The 18,683-nt window shown below is 67.9% G+C and carries 21 protein-coding genes; 16 read left to right on the top strand and 5 right to left on the bottom strand.

From position 1 onward, the window contains the following. Positions 1 to 25: 25 nt before the first annotated feature. Together ACP69V_RS13300 and ACP69V_RS13295 are read left to right on the top strand one after the other, a co-directional pair. Entirely contained in the window at positions 26 to 3,382 is a 3,357-nt protein-coding gene (locus ACP69V_RS13300) for an autotransporter domain-containing protein (protein ID WP_426024298.1), read from the top strand. A gap of 167 nt (positions 3,383 to 3,549) precedes the next feature. Beyond that, positions 3,550 to 6,012 (top strand): prolyl oligopeptidase family serine peptidase, encoded by a 2,463-nt coding sequence (locus ACP69V_RS13295; RefSeq protein ID WP_426024297.1) that lies wholly within the window; start codon positions 3,550 to 3,552, stop codon positions 6,010 to 6,012. A gap of 29 nt (positions 6,013 to 6,041) precedes the next feature. Here the strand turns inward: ACP69V_RS13295 and ACP69V_RS13290 are convergent, their stop codons facing one another. Continuing rightward, positions 6,042 to 7,172 (bottom strand): zinc-dependent alcohol dehydrogenase family protein, encoded by a 1,131-nt coding sequence (locus tag ACP69V_RS13290; protein ID WP_426024296.1) that lies wholly within the window; start codon positions 7,170 to 7,172, stop codon positions 6,042 to 6,044. Positions 7,173 to 7,305: 133 nt separating this feature from the next. On the opposite strand from ACP69V_RS13290, the gene ACP69V_RS13285 reads away from it, so the two are divergent. Next, on the top strand, positions 7,306 to 7,740 hold the full coding sequence (locus tag ACP69V_RS13285) for an acyl-CoA thioesterase (protein WP_426024295.1): 435 nt from the start codon (positions 7,306 to 7,308) through the stop codon (positions 7,738 to 7,740). Positions 7,741 to 7,744: 4 nt separating this feature from the next. Here the strand turns inward: ACP69V_RS13285 and arsH are convergent, their stop codons facing one another. From arsH to ACP69V_RS13270, 3 genes are read right to left on the bottom strand one after another with little or no spacing between them, the layout of a single operon-like run. Then, positions 7,745 to 8,488, bottom strand: coding sequence for an arsenical resistance protein ArsH (gene arsH / locus ACP69V_RS13280; protein WP_426024294.1), 744 nt, complete (start codon positions 8,486 to 8,488; stop codon positions 7,745 to 7,747). Continuing rightward, positions 8,485 to 8,910: an arsenate reductase (glutaredoxin) gene (gene arsC, locus ACP69V_RS13275; protein WP_426024293.1), complete on the bottom strand. Its 426-nt coding sequence runs from the start codon at positions 8,908 to 8,910 to the stop codon at positions 8,485 to 8,487. The genes arsH and arsC overlap by 4 nt, the downstream gene beginning before the upstream one ends. A gap of 7 nt (positions 8,911 to 8,917) precedes the next feature. Continuing rightward, positions 8,918 to 9,253: an ArsR/SmtB family transcription factor gene (locus ACP69V_RS13270; protein ID WP_426024292.1), complete on the bottom strand. Its 336-nt coding sequence runs from the start codon at positions 9,251 to 9,253 to the stop codon at positions 8,918 to 8,920. An 81-nt stretch (positions 9,254 to 9,334) separates the two neighbouring features. Between ACP69V_RS13270 and ACP69V_RS13265 the strand changes: the two genes are divergently transcribed. After that, complete coding sequence (locus tag ACP69V_RS13265; RefSeq protein WP_426024291.1) at positions 9,335 to 10,618, top strand: arsenic transporter; 1,284 nt, start codon at positions 9,335 to 9,337, stop codon at positions 10,616 to 10,618. Positions 10,619 to 10,630: 12 nt separating this feature from the next. On the opposite strand, the gene ACP69V_RS13260 is transcribed toward ACP69V_RS13265, so the two are convergent. Beyond that, positions 10,631 to 10,831: a hypothetical protein gene (locus tag ACP69V_RS13260; protein ID WP_346494242.1), complete on the bottom strand. Its 201-nt coding sequence runs from the start codon at positions 10,829 to 10,831 to the stop codon at positions 10,631 to 10,633. Positions 10,832 to 10,967: 136 nt separating this feature from the next. Here ACP69V_RS13260 and ACP69V_RS13255 point away from each other — a divergent pair, with 136 nt between their 5' ends. The 12 genes from ACP69V_RS13255 to tolQ all read left to right on the top strand — a co-directional run bounded on the left by ACP69V_RS13255 (position 10,968) and on the right by tolQ (position 18,682). Further along, on the top strand, positions 10,968 to 11,741 hold the full coding sequence (locus tag ACP69V_RS13255; RefSeq protein WP_346494241.1) for a YebC/PmpR family DNA-binding transcriptional regulator: 774 nt from the start codon (positions 10,968 to 10,970) through the stop codon (positions 11,739 to 11,741). 47 nt (positions 11,742 to 11,788) lie between these two features. Beyond that, on the top strand, positions 11,789 to 12,085 hold the full coding sequence (locus ACP69V_RS13250; RefSeq protein WP_426024290.1) for a nucleotidyltransferase family protein: 297 nt from the start codon (positions 11,789 to 11,791) through the stop codon (positions 12,083 to 12,085). Continuing rightward, positions 12,075 to 12,449 carry a DUF86 domain-containing protein gene (locus ACP69V_RS13245; protein ID WP_426024289.1) on the top strand — a complete coding sequence of 125 codons (375 nt, stop codon included), beginning with the start codon at positions 12,075 to 12,077 and terminating at the stop codon, positions 12,447 to 12,449. The genes ACP69V_RS13250 and ACP69V_RS13245 overlap by 11 nt, the downstream gene beginning before the upstream one ends. A 75-nt stretch (positions 12,450 to 12,524) precedes the next feature. Beyond that, positions 12,525 to 13,043 (top strand): hemerythrin domain-containing protein, encoded by a 519-nt coding sequence (locus ACP69V_RS13240; protein WP_426024288.1) that lies wholly within the window; start codon positions 12,525 to 12,527, stop codon positions 13,041 to 13,043. A gap of 76 nt (positions 13,044 to 13,119) precedes the next feature. Then, positions 13,120 to 13,818, top strand: coding sequence for an MgtC/SapB family protein (locus ACP69V_RS13235; RefSeq protein ID WP_426024287.1), 699 nt, complete (start codon positions 13,120 to 13,122; stop codon positions 13,816 to 13,818). A gap of 47 nt (positions 13,819 to 13,865) precedes the next feature. Further along, positions 13,866 to 14,384, top strand: coding sequence for a crossover junction endodeoxyribonuclease RuvC (gene ruvC, locus ACP69V_RS13230; RefSeq protein ID WP_426024286.1), 519 nt, complete (start codon positions 13,866 to 13,868; stop codon positions 14,382 to 14,384). Between the two features lie 169 nt (positions 14,385 to 14,553). Then, a complete protein-coding gene (gene ruvA / locus ACP69V_RS13225) occupies positions 14,554 to 15,171 on the top strand; it encodes a Holliday junction branch migration protein RuvA (RefSeq protein ID WP_426024285.1) in 618 nt (205 codons plus the stop codon). A gap of 178 nt (positions 15,172 to 15,349) precedes the next feature. Beyond that, the gene (gene ruvB / locus ACP69V_RS13220; RefSeq protein WP_426024284.1) at positions 15,350 to 16,381 is read left to right on the top strand and encodes a Holliday junction branch migration DNA helicase RuvB; all 1,032 of its coding nucleotides are present in this window, start codon (positions 15,350 to 15,352) and stop codon (positions 16,379 to 16,381) included. 101 nt (positions 16,382 to 16,482) lie between these two features. Further along, on the top strand, positions 16,483 to 16,860 hold the full coding sequence (locus tag ACP69V_RS13215) for a hypothetical protein (RefSeq protein ID WP_426024283.1): 378 nt from the start codon (positions 16,483 to 16,485) through the stop codon (positions 16,858 to 16,860). Positions 16,861 to 16,869: 9 nt separating this feature from the next. Continuing rightward, a complete protein-coding gene (gene ybgC, locus ACP69V_RS13210) occupies positions 16,870 to 17,331 on the top strand; it encodes a tol-pal system-associated acyl-CoA thioesterase (RefSeq protein ID WP_426024282.1) in 462 nt (153 codons plus the stop codon). Positions 17,332 to 17,358: 27 nt separating this feature from the next. After that, positions 17,359 to 17,790 (top strand): hypothetical protein, encoded by a 432-nt coding sequence (locus ACP69V_RS13205; protein WP_426024281.1) that lies wholly within the window; start codon positions 17,359 to 17,361, stop codon positions 17,788 to 17,790. Between the two features lie 139 nt (positions 17,791 to 17,929). Next, the gene (tolQ, locus tag ACP69V_RS13200) at positions 17,930 to 18,682 is read left to right on the top strand and encodes a protein TolQ (protein ID WP_346494221.1); all 753 of its coding nucleotides are present in this window, start codon (positions 17,930 to 17,932) and stop codon (positions 18,680 to 18,682) included. Position 18,683 lies beyond the last annotated feature (1 nt).

Genomic DNA, 18,683 nt, shown 5'->3' with positions numbered 1-18,683 from the left:
CTCTTGATTTGTGGGAGTGCACGGCATGATTGAGCGTAACGGGGTGGCGCGGCGGCGCTGGTTGGCGACGGCTTCGGTGATCGGGCTGATCGCGGCGGCGGGGACGGCGGCGGCCGAGGTGCCGAACGACAACTTCAGTCCCAACGCTCCGCCGGTCCTGGCGGACCCCGATGCGATCAACGGCATCGGCAACATCATCACCGACACCGGCGGCGGATCGGTGGGCGTCTGCACCGGCAGTCTGATCAATCCGCGCACGGTGCTGTTCGCGGCCCACTGCGTCAACGACATCCCCGACTTCGCCTATGGCTCTCTGGGCCTGGGCGTGCCGATCAGCATCGGGTTCAAGGGCGACGCCTTCGACGGCATCCTGAACTGGATCACCAGCGGCGAATACGCCACCAGCTATATCGATCAGCACTACAACATGAGCCGGGTCTTCTATGACCCGCGCTCGCTGGAAGACGCCCAGGGCGGCGGCTTCTATGAAGCAGACGTGGCCATCGGCGTGCTGGATTCGCCGGCCAAGGGCGTGCCGACCTGGGCCATGCTGTTCTCGCCCCTGACCGGGGACGAAGACCGGCATGTGATCACCGGCGGGTACGGGGCCAGCGGGACCGGATCGCTGGGCGCGGTCCAGGGCATCGATTTCCGTCGTCGCGCCGCCGAGAACATGATCGGCGCCCTGACGTCGCTGGACGACATCGACCTGTTCCTGTTCGGGGACGGCGCCCAAGGCGGGTTGAGCCAGAACCTCTATATGGTCGATTTCGACGACCCGGCGGGCACGGCGACCTTCGACTTCAACATCTTCGGCGACGACGTGGCGCTGGAGAACGAGGGAATGACGGCGGGCGGCGATTCGGGCGGTCCGCTGATCCTGGATCGGGCCTTCGACACGCCGGTGATCGCAGGCGTCCTTTCGCTGGGCTCGCGCTATTTCAACGGCCAGGGTTCGGCCAGCTACGGCACGACGGCGGGCTATCAGCCGCTGTATCTGTTCACCGACTGGATCGTCGCCAACAACCCCTACAAGTATGTGACCACGACCGGGGGCGACGGCGACTGGTTCGATGCGACCCACTGGGTCCAGATGATGGACCCCAACTACAAGATCATCGACGCGAACGGGAACCTGATCACGGGCCTGCCCGACACGCCGGCCGAGGGCGTGGACTCGCGCGGCGGCGAATGGGGCAGCATCTGCTTCTTCGGCGATTGCGTCGACGCCGGGGAACTGGCCGAATACAACAACGACCGCGAGGACGCCCTGGCCGGCGGTGCCCAGCCGGTGAGCGCCGAGGTGACCGGCGGTCGCACGATCGTCGACATGAGCGGCATCGTCGCGGGTGGGGCGGCCGGCAGTTCGCGGGACGACCTGGGCTCCAGCCTGACCGTGCGGCACGAAGCCTCGGCCGTCGGCACGGCTCCGGGAGCCACTGTGCCGTTCGAGATCGTGCCGGGCGGACCGGGCTCGACCAATTTCGTGCCCTACAATGTCCAAGGCGACGTCCTGGCGGGTGAGAACCCGCTGTTCTACGACGTGAACCTGATGTCGGCGGGGACGACGACGCTGAACGACGCCGCCATCATCGACCGGCTGACGATCGGGACCAGCGGCGCGGTGCTGGACATCGGCGCGGACGGCCTGCTGTTCGCCGAGAACGACGTCAGCATCTGGGCCGGGCAGTTGAACGTCGACGGCGCCCTGCTGACCTACGAAATGCTGCTGGCCGGCGGGGTTCTGAGCGGCTCGGGCGTGATCGATTCAACGGTCCTGACCTCGGTCATGGGCTCCATCGCGCCGGGCGGTCAGGGTGAGATCGGCGAACTGACGCTGCTGAGCGATCTGGTGCTGGCGTCGGGCTCGCGCCTGTTCATCGACATCGGCGGGGATGAATCCGACCGTCTGACGGTGCTGGCCGACAGCTTCGAAGGCACGACCGGCATCGCGTCGCTGGGCGGGCTGCTGGGCCTCAACTTCATCAGCGCGCCGCGCTTCGGCGAGGCCTATACGGTGCTGACGGCCCAAGGCGGCATAGAGGGCGAGTTCGACGCCGTGACCGACATCTCGGGCGTGCTTTATCCGGTGCTGGACTATACGTCGAACAGCGTGGAGGTGGAGATCGAGGCCGCCTCCTACATGGACTTCATCAACCCGAACTCGCCGGCCCAGCGGACCGTGGGCGGCATTTTGGATGCGGCGCGGGCCACGAACTATGCGTCGCTGGGAGACATCTACGCCCAGACCGACCTGCTGGAAGGCGAGGCCCTGGAGGTCGGGCTGGAAAGCCTGTCGCCCTTCGCCGCCCATTCGGGCGTGACCCTGCTCAGCGCCCAGACCGAGGCGCTGCGCGGCGTGGTGGACGGACGGATTGCGCGCGATCGCTCGGCCGGTCCTGCCGAGGGTCTGACGCTGATCGGATCGGGTATCGAGGTCGCTTCGCTGAACCCGGCGGCGACCGCAGCGGCGGCCGGCATGGCGACACGCCAGGCCCAGGCCGAAGCTCAGGAACGCGCGCGGTGGGGCGGCTGGAAACAGGGTGTCTCGGCCTATTTCGGCGCCGGCGCCATCGAGGGCGAAGCGGGGCAACTGCGCGGAACCCTTGCGGACAGCCGCAGCGACGATCAGAGCGCCTGGTATGTCGTCGGCGGCGTGGAGCGGACGGTCGACGCCCTGACCTTCGGCGCCAGCCTGGCCTATGCCGAAGGCGAGTCCGACTTCGCCGAGGGGATCAGCACCGCCGACACCCGTCAGGTTCAGGCGAGCCTGTATGGCGCGGTGGATCTGGCTTACGGCGCCTATCTGGGCGCCAAGGTCGGCTATGGCGCGGCCGATCTGGACACCGAACGGGCCTTCACCATCGGCGGCGCCAACTTCCGTGCCGACGGCGAGACGGACGGCAAGGTGATCAGCGGCGGGGCCGAGCTGGGCTTCAACCTGAAGAGCGGCGGGCTGACGCTGCAGCCGAACATCGGGCTGAACGCCTATTCGGTCGATCTGGACGCCTATGAGGAAACGGGCGGGGTCGCGGCCCTGAGCGTCGCCGACCAGTCGTTCGATTCGCTGCAACACCACATCGGACTGCGGGTCGGCGGCGAGACCCACAGCGGGCGCTGGACCATCAAGCCGGCGCTGGACGTGCGCTGGGTGCATGAGCTGGCGGGCGACGACCGCAATGTCGAGGCCGCCTTCGTCGCGGCCGACGCGTTCGGCGGGGTCTTCGCCGGCGCCAGCAACGACAGCGAATGGGCCGAGATCGGCGGTTCGGTGGCGATCGAAGGCGACCGGTTCGGCGTGACGTTGAAGGCCGCCTCCATGGTTGATCGCGAGGATCTGGACTACCAGACCTATAGCGCCACGGTGACGATGAAGTTCTGACCCGAACGGGTTGGAAGCGGGAACGGCGGCTCCGAAAGGGCCGCCGTTCTTCGTGGCCGGCGGCGCAAGGATTGGGCGCCCATGTGACACTGTAACCCCGAAACGGGTTGGCGCCGGGCGTCGGGTGTCGTTAGGTCTGGGGCTTCAGGTTTTGTGGGGTTCGGACAATGATGATGCGTGTGCGTGGAGCCGGTCTGGCGCTGGCGACTGTATTGATGGCTTCGGCGGCGGGCGGGGCTTTTGCTCAGACGACGGCGGCCCCGACGGTTTCGGTCTATCAGCAGCCGCCGTCGCCCATCGCCGACATTCTGGACGCCAAGCCGACGCCGGCGCAGATGCTGAGCCCGGATCGCAAGACGCTGGTGCTGCTGGACCGGTCGAACCTTCCCAGCATCAAGGCGCTGGCCGAGCCGATGCTGCGGTTGGCCGGGGCGCGGATCAATCCGAGGAACAATGGCCTGGCGGAGAGCCGGGTCTCGTGGCTGACGGGGCTGAGCCTGCAGGCGGTGGACGGCGGACCGGCGCGGGTCGTGGCCCTGCCGGCCGAGGCGCGGTTTACGGCGCCGCGCTTCTCGCCCGATGCGAAATCCCTGGCCTTTGTGCTGGATCGGCCGACGGGGTTGGAGCTGTGGGTCGTGGACGTGGCCTCGGCGCGGGCGCGGAAGCTGACCGAGCCGGTGGTCAATATGACGGGTGGGTCCGGCTATGAATGGCTGCCCGACAGTTCGGGCCTGTTGGTCGAGGCGGTGCCGGCGGGACGGGGACCGGCGCCCGACGTGACGGCGGCGCCGACGGGGCCGAACATCGAGGAGACGGCCGGGCGCGTGGCGCCGGTGCGGACCTATCAGGATCTGTTGTCGAACCCCGGCGACGAGGCCCTGTTTGATCACTATTTCACGTCGCAGCTGACCCTGGTTCCGCTGAACGGCCGTGTACGGACGATTGGCGCGCCGGCCGTCTATCTGGACAGCGCTGTGTCGCCGGATGGCCAGTACATCCTGCATGAGATCGCCAAGCGGCCCTATTCCTATGTGGTGCCGGACGACCTGTTCCCGACCGAGATCGTGGTGACGGACCTGAACGGCCGGGTGGTGCGGACCATCGCCGACCTGCCGTTGCGGGACGATGTGCCGACCGCCTTCGACGCGGTGGCGCAGGGGCCGCGTTCGGTGGGGTGGCGGTCCGACGCGCCGGCGACCCTGACCTGGGTCGAGGCGTTGGACGGCGGCGACCTCAAGCGCGAGGCCGAGTTCAGGGACCGGGTCTTCATGCAGGCGGCGCCGTTCACGGGCGAGCCGGTCAAGCTGATCGATCTGAAGGAGCGGTTCGGAGGGATCGTTTGGGGCAAGGGCGATCTGGCCATCGTCAACAGCCGCTGGTTCAACACCCGGCATGAGACGCGGTTCGTGGTCGATCCGTCAAACCCCGGCGAGGGCAGGGTGCTGCTGGAGCGGAACTATCAGGCCCGATACGACAATCCGGGCCAGCCGGTGACCCAGCCGAATGCGCAGGGCCGGCCGGTGATCCGGTTCGATCCGCAGGGGCGGATCCTGATGTCGGGCGCCGGGGCGACGCCGCAGGGCGAGTTCCCCTTCCTGGCCGCCATGGACCCGGCGACGGGCGAGAGCCAGCGCCTGTGGACCTCGGCCGATACGGATTACGAGGCGGTGGTGGGCTTCCTCGATGCGGACGGCAAGCGGGTGGTGACCCAGCGCGAGACGCGGCTGGATCCGCCCAACCTGCAGATCCGCGACCTGACGACGGGCCAGACGACGGCCCTGACGAACTTCCCCGATCCGGCGCCGCAGCTGGCCGGGGCGACGCGCCAGTTGGTGACGTACGAGCGGGCCGACGGGGTCAAGCTGTCGGGGACCCTGTATCTGCCGGCCGGCTACGACAAGGATCGCGACGGGCCTCTGCCGATGCTGATGTGGGCCTATCCGGCCGAGTTCACCGATGCGGCGGTGGCGGGCCAGACGGTGGATGTGCAGAACCGGTTCGTGCGGCCGGGCGGGTCCAGCCACCTGTTCCTGCTGACCCAGGGCTATGCGATCTTCGACAACCCCTCCATGCCCATCATCGGCAAGGACGGGGCCGAGCCGAACGACACCTATGTCGAACAACTGGTCGCCGACGCGAAGGCCGCGGTCGATGCGGTGGTGGCGATGGGGGTGGCGGATCGCGACCGGATCGCGGTCGGGGGCCACAGCTACGGCGCCTTCATGACCGCCAACCTGCTGGCGCACAGCGACCTGTTCAAGACCGGGATCGCGCGGTCGGGCGCCTATAACCGCACCCTGACGCCGTTCGGCTTCCAGGCCGAGCAGAGGAACTATTGGGAGGCGACCGAGGTCTATACCGAGATGTCGCCCTTCACCTATGCGAACAAGCTGAACGAGCCGATCCTGCTGATCCATGGCGAGGCGGACGATAATTCCGGCACCTTCCCGGTCCAGAGCGAGCGCTTCTATGCCGCGCTGAAGGGACTGGGGGCGACGGCGCGCTACGTCACCCTGCCGCTGGAGGCGCACGGCTATCGCGCGCGGGAATCGGTGGGCCATACCCTGTGGGAGATGACCCGCTGGATGGACCAGTATGTGAAGAACGCGCCGCCCAAGCCCGCGGAGTGAGTTCGGGGCTGGTGGTCAGGGCCTAACGTTCAGGGTCTGACCACCAGCCGCACCACCTCGCCGGCGTGCAGGCGGTCGAAGCCGGCGTTGATGTCGTCGAGCGGGATGACGCCGCTCATCAGCCGGTCCACCGGCAGCCGGCCCTGGCGGTAGAGGGCGACGTAGCGGGGGATGTCGCGGCTGGGGACGCAGGTCCCGATATAGGAGCCCTTCAGGGTGCGCTCCTCGCCGACCAGGGAGACGATGTTGACGGCCAGGGCGGCGTCGGGCGGGGGCAGGCCGGCGGTGACGGTGGTTCCGCCGCGCCGGGTCATCTTCCAGGCGTTGTCGAGAGCGCGGGCCGAGCCGGCCATTTCGAAGGCGAAGTCGGCGCCGCCGTTGGTCAGGGCGCGGACCTGATCCACCGCATCGGGGGCGGCGCCGTTGACGGTCTGTACCGGTCCCAGGCTGCGGGCCAGGGCCAGCTTGTCTTCGGACAGATCGACGGCGATGACGGGGGAGGCGCCGGAGGCGAGCGCGCCCAGGACGCTGGCCAGGCCGACGCCGCCCAGGCCGATGACCACGACGCTCTGGCCCGCCTTGACCCCCGCCGTGTTCACCACGGCGCCGACCCCGGTCAGGACGGCGCAGCCGAACAGGGCCGCCTCCTCGAACGACAGGGCGGGGTCGATCTTCACAAGCGACCGGCGCGAGACGACGGCGTGGGCGGCGAAGGCGGAGCAGCCCAGATGATGATTGACCGGTTCGCCCTCGCGGAAGATACGGCGGGCGCCGGACAGCAGCTCGCCCTTGCCGTTGGCGGCGGCGCCCGGCTCGCACAGGGCGGGACGGCCGCCGGCACAGGGATCGCAATGGCCGCACGAGGGCATGAAGACCATGACGACGTGATCGCCGACCTGGAGGTCCGTGACGCCTTCGCCAAGCGCATCGACCACGCCGGCTGCCTCATGCCCCAGGGCCATGGGCAGGGGGCGGGGGCGGTCGCCGTTGATGACGCTGAGATCCGAATGGCACAGGCCGGCGGCCTTGATCGCGACCAGCACCTCGCCGGGGCCGGGCGGGTCGAGCGTCACGGTCTCGACCGACAGGGGGCGGCTGTCGGCGTAGGGGTGGGTGGCGCCCATGCGCGACAGGACGGCGGCGCGGGTCTGGATGCTCATGCTGTTGTCCTCATGTCTGAAAAGACCAGCGCGTTCGTGATCAGGCTTGTACCGATAGGCGCTTGACGCAACGTCGTCCAAGCTAGAGCGTCGGTATCGAGAGCGACGGTTCGCGTCGCCGAGGGAGACGACGATGCCGAAACGAGACGAGGGCGCCCTGGCCCACCGCGCGACCTACAAGGCCTTTCACATGGTCTCGACGCGCTGGGCGGATAACGACCAGTACGGGCACATCAACAACGCCAAATTCTACGAGTTCGTGGACTCGGCGGTGAACGCCCACCTGCTGATCGCCAATGCGTTGGACGAGTCCATCGGCTTGGTGGTGGACAGCGGCTGTCGCTACACCTCGTCGCTGAAATTCCCCGACGTGATCGAGGTCGGGATCAAGGTCGACAAGATCGGCACCTCCAGTGTCAGCTACGGCTTTGCGGTGTTCAAGCGCAGCGCCGACGTCCCCGCCGCCATCGGCCATTTCGTCCACGTCTATGTCGATGCGGAAACGCGCCGGCCCAAGCCGCTGCCGGCCAAGCTGAGAGCGGTGGTGGAGAACCTTCGGGCAGGGTGAGGGGCTAAGAACCGCCGGCGATTGCGGATAGGTCCTTTGACCGATCTATCGGCGTCTGCTCGGCCTTTCGCTCGGAGTAGCGATCGACAAGCTGCGCGGCGTGAGGCCGGGTCAGGACCGTGAACCGCACCAGTTCCTCCATCACATCGACGATGCGGTCGTAATAGGCCGACGGCTTCATGCGGCCCGCGTCGTCGAACTCCATGAAGGCCTTGGCGACGCTGGACTGATTGGGGATGGTGATCATCCGCATCCAGCGGCCGAGCAGGCGCAGGGTGTTGACGGCGTTGAAGCTCTGGGAGCCGCCCGACACCTGCATGACCGCCAGGGTGCGGCCCTGGGTCGGGCGCATGCCGCCCATGTTGAGCGGCAGGTGGTCGATCTGCAGCTTCATGATCGCCGAAATCTGGCCGTGGCGTTCCGGGCTGCACCAGACCATGCCTTCGGACCACATCGCGTGCTCGCGCAGTTCGTGGACGGCCGGATGGTCGTCGCCGGCGACCTGATCCGTCAGCGGCAGATCGGACGGATCGAAGATGCGGGTCTCGCACCCCATGACCTGCAACAGCCGCGCCGCCTCCTCGACGCACAGGCGCGAGAAGGACCGCTCGCGCAGGGAGCCGTAGAGCAGCAGGATACGCGGCGCGGGATCGGCCGGACCCAGGCCCGTCGCGGGCGTGGTCGAGAGATAGGCCGGATCGAGCGCCGGCAGATGGTCGGGATCGGGCAGGGCGCGAAGGCGGCTCATCCGATCACGCGGCGCCCGTCGGCGTCGACGACGACCTCGCCGTCTTCTTTCGTGAAGGGCTTCAGTCCCTCCTGGGGCAGCAGATCCAGCACCGCCTCGGACGGACGGCACAGTTTCACCCCCAGGGGCGAGACGACGATGGGGCGGTTCATCAGGATCGGATGCGCCTCGATGGCGTCCAGCAGCTGGTCGTCCGACAGGGCGGCGTCGTCCAGGCCCAGTTCGGCATAGGGCGTGCCCTTCTCGCGCAGGATGTCGCGCACCGATCCGCCCATCCGTTCGACCAGGTTCGCCACCAGCGCCCGGCTGGGCGGGGTCTTCAGGTATTCGACGACGTGCGGCTCGATCCCGACATGGCGGATCAGGGCCAGGGTGTTGCGCGACGTCCCGCAGGCGGGATTGTGATAGATGACGACGTCCATTGAAGCCTCAGTCGCAGCAGGGGGCCAGTTCGGCCAGCAGGGGTTGGCAAAGCTCGGCGCGGCCGTTGCAGCAGTCCTTGAGCAGGAACAGGACGACCTCGCGCAGCCGATCCAGATCGGCGCGATAGATGATCGACCGGCTGCGCCTCTGAGACGTGATCAGCCCGGCGCGAGACAGCACGCCCAGATGCGCCGACATCGTATTGGTCGGGACGGCGAGCCGGTCGGCGATCTCTCCCGCAGGCAGGCCGTCCGGCTCGTGGCGGACCAGCAGCCGAAAGGCGTCCATCCGCGTGGACTGGGCCAGGGCGGCGAGCGCGAGAATGGCGGGTTCGGATTCCATTATTCCAAGATACTGGAAATATGAGCGAGTGCAAGCTAGAGGGGTTTCTGCGGTCGCGGGTCGACCGCTGCGGAGCCGCCCATGATCATCGCCTTTCTGATCTTCGCGGTCACCATCACCTTGGTGATCTGGCAGCCGAGGGGGCTGCAGATCGGCTGGAGCGCGATGGGCGGCGCGGCGGTCGCATTGTTGCTGGGCGTCGTCACCCTGAACGACATCCCCGTGGTCTGGGGCATCGTCTGGAATGCGACGGCGACCTTCATCGCCATCATCGTCATCAGCCTGTTGCTGGACGAGGCCGGCTTCTTCGAATGGGCCGCCCTGCATGTCGGTCGATGGGGCGGCGGCCATGGGCGCAGGCTGTTCGTGCTGTTCGTCCTGCTGGGGGCGGCGGTGTCGGCCCTGTTCGCCAATGACGGGGCGGCGCTGATCCTGACGCCCATCGTCATCGCCATGCTGCTGGCGCTCGGCTACGGCCCCACGGCGACCCTGGCCTTCGTCATGGCGGCGGGCTTCATCGCCGACGCCGCCAGCCTGCCGCTGGTGGTGTCCAATCTGGTCAATATCGTCTCGGCCGACTTCTTCGACATCGGCTTCGACCGCTATGCGGCGGTCATGATCCCCGTGGACCTGGCGGCCATCGCCGCGACGCTCGTGGTCCTGTTCGCGGTCTTCGGGCGCGACATCCCCAGGGCCTATGACATCGACCGTCTCGCCCTTCCGGCGACGGCGATCAAGGACCGGGCGACCTTCCTCGCGGGGTGGATCGTGCTGGCCCTGCTGCTGGTTGGCTTCTTCGTGCTGGAGCCCAGAGGCGTCCCGGTCTCGGCCGTCGCGGCTGCGGGCGCGGCCATCCTTCTTGCGGTCGCCGGCCGGGGTGCGGTGATCAGCACGACCAGGGTGTTGCGCGAGGCGCCCTGGCAGATCGTGATCTTTTCCCTGGGCATGTATCTGGTGGTCTATGGGCTGGGGAACGCCGGCCTCACCCGCCATGTCGCAGGGCTGCTGGACCGGTTCGCGCAAGGCGGGGTCTGGGGCGCGGCCTTCGGGACCGGCTTCCTGACCGCCTTCCTGTCGTCCATCGCCAACAACATGCCGACCGTCCTGATCGGCGCCTTGTCCATCGACGCCTCGTCGGCGACGGGCGCGGTCAAGGAGGCGATGATCTACGCCAATGTCATCGGCAGCGACCTGGGCCCCAAGATGACGCCCATTGGTTCACTGGCCACCTTGCTGTGGCTGCACGTCCTGGCGAAGAAGGGCGTGAAGATCGGCTGGGGCTACTATTTCAAGGTCGGCGTCGTCATGACATTGCCCGTGCTCGCCGTGACCTTGGCGGCCTTGGCCCTGAGACTGACAGTCTGACGGCGGTGACCGTCAGTCGTCCAGGCGGCCGATCAGGAACAGGGCGCCGACGGCGGTCAGGGCGCCCAGGGTGAAGGCGGTGACGATGGCGCCGGTGGCGACGGCGGTCGAGACGGTGACCGGGCGGGTCTCATACCATTCGACGATGTCGGCCTCGTGCAGGTCTTCGTCCATGTAGCCTTGGGCTTCGTAGATGGTGTCGTCTGCGGTCATGGCTGCGCTCCGTCTGTCTGCGGGGGATCAATACGCGCAAACGGTCGAGGTTCCACCCCTGTCACCCATCGTGACAGGATGACACTGTTGGTTTAGGACCGCCCGCTCAGGTTCCAGAACGCACGAAGACGATCCCATGGCCGGCCACTCGAAATTCAAGAACATCATGCACCGCAAGGGGCGCGCCGATGCGCAGCGCTCCAAGCTGTTCTCCAAACTGTCGCGCGACATCACCGTGGCGGCCAAGAACGGCATGCCCGATCCGGCGCTGAACCCGCGCCTGCGTCTGGCGGTCAACAACGCCAAGGCCGAAAGCCTGCCCAAGGACGTGATCACACGCGCCATCAACAAGGCCTCGGGCGGCGACGTCGATACGATGGAAGAGGTCCGCTACGAGGGCCGGGGGCCGGGCGGGGTCGGCATCATCGTCGAGGCCCTGACCGACAACCGCAACCGCGCGGCGTCGAACATCGGCGCGGCGTTCAAGAAGAACGGCGGCGCCCTGAGCGAGATGAACTCGGTCGCCTTCATGTGGGACAAGGTCGGCAAGATCACCTACGCCGCCGAGGCCGGTTCGGAAGACGCTGTTATGGAGGCCGCCATCGAGGCCGGCGCCCAGGACGTCGAGAGCGACCTGGTCAAGCCCGACATCTACGAAGACGCGCCGGGCCACACGATCTGGACCGCCTTCGAGGATCTGAACGAGGTCGCCGAGGCCATGTCCAAGGTTCTGGGCGACCCGAAATCGACAGCCATCGTGTGGAAGCCGCAGTCGGAAGTGCCGGTCACCGGCGACGCGGTCGGGACGCTGTTCAAACTGCTGGACGCGCTGGACGCCGAGGACGACGTGTCGGCGGTGTATTCCAACGAGGATGTCTCGGACGAGGACGCGGCCAAGTACGCGGGCTGATTTCCGGCGCCCTCGCTTCGAAACGGCGTTCGCGCTAAACTGTCGTCATGAACAGCGCCGCTGTCATTGCCGTCCTGCGCGAGCACGAGAGCGAACTGCGTCGGCAGGGGGTCACGCACGCCGCCCTGTTCGGATCGGTCGCACGTGGCGATGCCGGCCCTGACAGCGATCTGGACATCATGGTTCAGATCGACCCGGCGGCGGACGTGAACCTCTACGACTACGTCGGCATCACCCAGTTCATAGGCGACCTTTTTGCGGGCCGCGCGGACGTGTCGGATCGCGAGATGCTGATCGAGCCCATCCGCCGCGAGGCGGAGCGCGAGGCGATCTTTGCCTTCTGAGCCGGATCGCAGGGAGAGGCTCGCCTGGCGGGCCATTCTGGACAATTGCCTTTTGGCGCAGAGCTTCTGCGCGACCCTGTCGGCCGCCGAGTTCGCGGCGGATCGCAAGACCTTCTATGCGGTCACGCGATGTCTGGAGATCGTGTCGGAAGCGGCTCGGCGTCTTCGTGGCGTCCAGCAGGCCGATCATCCGTCGATCCGATGGCGGCAGATCGAGGATCCCGGCAATGTCTTTCGCCACGTCTATCAGAACGTCGCGGAAAGCCGCGTCTGGGCCATCGTGCATGGCGAGCTGAACGATCTGATCGCCGCAGCCAGTGCGGTTCTGGGCGACGAGCCGCTGCGAGACCATCGCCCGAAATAGGGCGCGAGTCGTTCGCACGGAACCGGGCCGCGCGGCGGGCGTAACGAGGCTTCACCGTTACGCCTGGAGCGCCCTATGGATATCACCCAGCTGATCCTCGACGACCATGCCGAACAGCGTCGGCTGTTCGCCATCATCGAACAGATCGACCCCAAGGACGTGGAGGCGCTGAGCGCCGTGTGGCTGAGGCTGTCGGCGTTTCTGGACGTGCACGCCGAGGCCGAAGAGCGGTTCTTCTATCCCGAACTGCTGAAACAGGGCGAGGGCGCCAACGACGCCGAGGACGGCACGGTCGAGGGCGAGACCGAGGACGCCATCGAGGATCACAACAAGCTGCGCGACGCAGTCAAGGCTGTGGAGCAGCACGAGGTCGGGACCAAGGCCTGGTTCGACGCCGTGGGCGAGGCCAACGTCGTCAACTCCAAGCACATGGGCGAGGAGGAACGGCAGGGGCTGACCGACTTCCGCATGAATGCCGACATCGAGACGCGCCACGCCCTGGCCGTCAAGTTCGCCGCCTTCGAGGCCGAGCACATCACCGGGGTCAAGCCGGTCAACAAGGACCCGGACGCCTATATCGAAAAACACGGCTGACGGGCGGCCTGCGAACAGGGTGTCGCAGAACTGTCCGTCCAAGGAACATCCAGCCGTGCCCCGTCGTTGAGAGCGGATGAATCTGGGTAGTCTGGAAGGCGCAGTGGCGCCGATCCTCGGCGCAGTGATCGCGGGCGGGGTGATCGGTTTCGAGCGGGAATGGCGAGGGCGGGCGGCGGGCCTTAGGACACATATCCTGGTCAGCCTGGCGTCTGCGCTTCTGATGCTGGCGGCCATGTCGCAGGCGGACTGGGCGTTCCGCGCCCTGCCGGACGAGAACATCGTCACCGATCCGACGCGGATGGCGCATGGCGTGCTGACGGGGATCGGGTTCCTGTGCGCGGGGGTGATCTTCCGCACCGGGTTTTCGATCCACGGGCTGACGACGGCGGCGTCGCTGTGGATCACATCGGCCATCGGCCTGCTGTTCGGGGCGGGGCTCTATGCCCTGGGGGCGGCGGCGACCGGGGTCACGGCGGTGATCCTGATCGGGTTCAAACTGATCAACGCAAGGCTGCCGGCGCGGACGGTGGTGGATGTCGTAGTGTGCTGGGAACGGCGTGAGGTCTCGCCCGAGCCGGCGGTGGAGGCGGCGCTGAAGACGGTGGACCCGACCGCCCGTCACGACCGGTTCGAACTGATCGAGGCGGGACGGATCGTGCGCCGCACCTGGCGGGTGCAGGCGGCGACCGAGGACGAGCTGAGACGGTTGGCGGAACAGCTGTGCGCCATACCGGGCGTGACCGGCTACAGCCTGGACCCGCGCGACGACTGAAAACCGTTCATTGCCCGATAACCCTCTTTGCGGCATGAGGGGAACGGATGGCGAACGAACCTATCAGAATCATCGGCCTGGACCCCGGTCTGCGACGCACCGGCTGGGGGGTGATCGTGTCCGACGGCGCGCGGTTGAGGTGGGTGGCGCACGGCGTGGTCAGCCCGCCGGAGACCGCGCCGTTCAGCGAGCGGCTGCTGCATCTGTTCGAGGCGCTGGGCGTCATCTGCGCCGACCACGGCTGCGAGGAGGCGGCGGTGGAAGAGGTGTTCGTGAACGTGAACCCGTCCTCGACCCTGAAGCTGGGCCATGCGCGGGCGGCGGTGATGTTGGCGCCGGCCAAGCTGGGGCTGACGGTGGCGGAATATTCGCCGAACCTGATCAAGAAGGCGGTGGTGGGCGCGGGGCACGCGGACAAGAGCCAGATCGCCTTCATGATCAAGCGGCTGTTGCCCACGGCCGGCGACGTAAAGGCGGATGCGGCGGATGCTCTGGCCGTGGCGGTCACCCATGCGCAACTGAGGAAACGGTCCTTGCTGGAAGCGATGCATCGGGGGGCGGCGTGAGGGGCGTGGATCAGGTCTCCTCCCCATTGCTCGCAATGGGGAGGTGGCGCGGCGCGGCTTCGCGCCGTGACGGAGGGGTTCTTTCCGCGCGGCAGGCGTCGGTGGGGCGTCAAGAGCCCCTCCACCGCTTCGCGGTCCCCCTCCCCATCAAGATGGGGAGGAGACAGTCATGATCGGACGTTTGCGGGGTGTCTTGGCCGAGGTCGGGGAGGCGGAATGCCTGATCGACTGTGCGGGCGTGGGCTATGTGGTGGCGTGCGGGGCGCGGACGCTGGGGCGGCTGCCGGCGCCGGGCGACGAGGCGACGGTGCATGTGCATTCGCAGTGGAGCGAGGACGCGGGGCCGCGCCTGTACGGGTTCCTGACGCGCGACGAACGACGGGCGTTTACGACCCTGCTGGCTATCCAGGGCGTGGGGCCCAAGGCGGCGCTGGCGGTGCTGGATGTGCTGCCGCCGGGCGAACTGGCGGGGGCGGTTGCGCGCGAGGACAAGGCGGCGGTGGCGCGGGCCAATGGCGTGGGGCCGAAACTGGCGCTGAGGATCGTGACCGAGCTGAAGGGCAAGCCGCTGGGCGACGTCAGTTTCGCGCCGACCGCGCCGGGCATGCATGTCGAGATCGCGCCGCCGCCGCCGTCGCTGACCGGCGAGGCGGTGTCGGCCCTGTTGGGACTGGGCGTCGCCGAGGTCAATGCGCGCCGGGCCGTGGATCAGGCGCTGATCCGGCTGGGCGAAGAGGCCGAACTGCCGGCCGTGATCCGCGCGGCCCTGCAGGAGTTGGGGCGGTGAGGGCGGTGCTTATGTGCCTTCTCCCCTCGGGGGAGAAGGTGCGCCGCGCAGCGGCTCGGATGAGGGGGGTCTGTCCGCCTCTCGACTTTGAGAGCCTGCGCGTTTCCGGCAGCCCCCTCATCCGTCTCGCTCCGCGAGCCACCTTCTCCCCCGAGGGGAGAAGGGTTGGAGGTGTCGAATGGACCGCGTGATTTCCCCCGACGCCGCACAGGGCGAAGCCTTCGACCGCGCCTTGCGGCCGCAGACCCTGTCCGAGTTCGTCGGCCAGTCGCAGGCCAAGGGCAATCTGAAGATATTCATCGACGCGGCGCGGGGGCGGGCCGAGGCGCTGGACCATGTGCTGCTGTTTGGACCGCCAGGACTGGGCAAGACGACCCTGGCGCAGATCGTGGCGCGCGAGCTGGGGGTGGGGTTCCGGGCCACTTCCGGTCCGATCCTGGCCAAGGCCGGCGATCTGGCGGCGATCCTGACCAACCTGGAGCCGCGCGACGTCCTGTTCATCGACGAAATCCACCGGCTGAGCCCCAACGTCGAGGAGATCCTGTATCCGGCCATGGAGGACCATGTGCTGGACCTGATCATCGGCGAGGGGCCGTCGGCGCGCTCGGTGCGGATCGATCTGGCGCCGTTCACGCTGGTGGGGGCGACGACGCGGGCGGGGCTGCTGGCCACGCCTTTGCGCGACCGGTTCGGCATTCCGCTGCGGCTGGAGTTCTATTCGGCCGACGAACTGACGGCGGTGGTGCGGGGCACGGCACGCAAGATGGGCGCGGCCATCGACGAGGCGGGCGCGCGCGAGATCGCGTCGCGGGCGCGCGGCACGCCCCGGATCGCCGGGCGTCTGCTGCGCCGGGTGCGGGATTTCGCATCCGCCGAAGGGGCGGAGACGATCTCCAAACTGGTGGCGGCGCGGGCGCTGGCGCGGCTGGAGGTGGACGAGGCCGGGCTGGACAGTCTGGACCGGCGCTTCCTGAAGGCGCTGATCGAGAACTACGGCGGCGGGCCGGTCGGTATGGACACCTTGGCGGCCGCCATCGCCGAGGCGCGCGATGCGGTCGAGGACGTGATCGAACCCTATCTGCTGCAACAGGGCTTCATCATGCGCACCCCGCGCGGCCGCGTCGCCTGCGCCAAGGCCTATGCCCATTTGGGGCTGAGCGCGCCGCCGCCCCCCGCCGCCGGTCCCGTGCCGGGCGACCTGTTCGAATAGGGCGCCGGGCTTGCCAAGACGGGCCGAGGCGGGTCTCTTGCAGGTTCGAAGGGGCGCCTCGCTCATGACCCCAGCACCCTTGCGGCAAGGATGACAATCGCATGATCGGGGACCGGACGCCTTTTCAGCGACGGTGGATGGCGGCGGCGGTCGTCATGGTCATCGTGCTGGGCGTCGGGCTGTGGCTGATGACCAGTCGGCCGCGCATCGCTGCGCCGGAGCAGGCCTCGGTTCGGGTGGACCGGCAGCTGCATGCGCAGCTGGGACGCGGGGCCGAGCTGCGCTATGCCGAGGCGGGTCAGAGGCGGGCGGTTTGCGGCTATGTCGGGCGGGGCGCGGGCGGGCCGGCGGTCGGCTTCGTGTCGATCCCCAACCGCATCCTGTTCAGCGACGATCCGTTGCCGACCGAGTTTCGCGAGATGCGTCAGCGATATTGCCCCGGCTTTTTGGAGCGGCCCAAGCCGTCTCCGGTGCGCTAGACTGAGGCCATGAGCATCGACCAACCCACCGCCGGCCGTTTCGAGGGGCGCGACCACCTGTTGCCGGTGCGCGTCTATTACGAGGACACCGATTTCACCGGCCTGGTCTATCACGCCAACTATGTGCGCTATTTCGAGCGGGGTCGTTCCGACTTCCTGCGCGCCATCGGGGTGGGGCACGCCGACCTGCTGGAAGAGGCCGAGCCGCTGGCCTTCGTGGTGGCCGAGATGAACATCAAATATTTGAAGCCCGCGCGGATAGACGACGCCCTGGTGGTGCGCACGATCTACGAAGAGGTGAAGGGGGTGCGGCTGATCATCCGCCAGAGCGTGGAGCGGGAGGGCGAGGTGCTGTGCCGGGCCGAGGTGACGGCGGTCTGCATTCATCTGGATGGACGGCCGCGCCGGCCCTCCAAGGGGCTGATCGAGAAGGTGACGCCGTGGCTGGCGGCGAGCCAGGTCGCCGATTAGGATCGCGTGAACGCGGGGGAGAACGTCATGGCTGCCGAAACCTACAAGATGTCCACCAGCGCGGTGGTCGTCACGATCCTGCTGTTCCTGCTGCTGGTCGGCGGCGGGCTGGTGGGCTGTCCCTATTACAAGGTCTGGGAACGCAAGATGGCGGGCCAGGCCGAGCTGCAATATCAGCAGGGCGCGCGCCAGGCCCTGATCGCGCAAGCCGCCGCAGAAGATGAGGCGGCGATCAAACGGGCCGAGGCGGCGACGCGCCGGGTGCTGGGCTGGACCGATGCGGCCAAACGCGGCTGCGCCGAACTGGGCCGGGCCGGAGACCGTCTGTGCGAGGAGCAGCTGCTGCGCGACGCCGCCACCTATTCCATCGCCAAAGAAGGCCACGAGGGCGTGATCATCAGCGTCGGGGCGCCGGTGGCCGTCGCGGTCGATCCGACGCGGGGATCGGGGTCGGAATAACCCTCTGTTAACCCTTATGACGCGCCTGTCAGATGACGGGCGGTCGGGTCGGAGCTAAACGGGCCGGACGCCACACAATGGTCACGTCCGCTGGGTCGAAGAGGGCGTGAACGAACTCGATTCCGCCCGGAGCGCCTGAATGACAATGCCCGTCGACGCCTCGATGATGAACCCCGTCGAGCTGTTCATGACCGCCGACTGGGTGGTGAAGACGGTGATGATCGGTCTGGCGGCGGCCTCGATCTGGTCGTGGACCATCATCATCGACAAGGCGGTGCGGTTCACGGCGCTGAACAAACAGGCCGACGACTTCGAAAAGGCGGTCCAGTCGGGCCGGTCGCTGGAGGACGTCGCGGCCCAGGCCGGGCCGGCGCCGGACCACGCCCTGCCGCGCATGCTGGTGATCGCCCTGTCGGACTGGCGCGAGGCGCGTCAGCGCGGGGCGCTGAACGAACACCAGGGCGACCTGCTGATGACCCGCATCGACCGGGCGATGAACAGTCTGATCACGCGCGAGAGCCAGCGGATCGAGAACGGTCTGGGCGTGCTGTCGGTCGTGGCGACGGCCTCGCCCTTCATCGGCCTGTTCGGCACGGTGTGGGGCATCATGAATGCATTCGGCCGCATCGCGGCGGCGGGCAACACCAATCTGACGACCGTAGCGCCGGCCATTGCGGAGGCCCTGTTCGCCACGGCCATCGGCCTGGCGGCGGCCATCCCGGCCTATATCGCTTACAACAAGTTCTCGATCGACGCGGGCAAGTTCTCGAACCGGCTGGAAGCGTTTGCGGACGACCTGCAGGCCGCCGTGGCGCGCCGCCTGGGCAGTCCGTCGGCCCCGCCGCCTCCGCCCGTGGCGTCCAGCGACCTCAGCCTGAAGCGGGGCGGCTGAG

The organism is Brevundimonas sp. PWP3-1b1 (assembly GCF_049896065.1).
GTDB classification, from domain to species: Bacteria; Pseudomonadota; Alphaproteobacteria; order Caulobacterales; family Caulobacteraceae; genus Brevundimonas; species Brevundimonas intermedia_B.
Note: the sequence above shows the minus strand (reverse complement) of the source record. Positions and strands in the feature narration are given on the sequence as shown.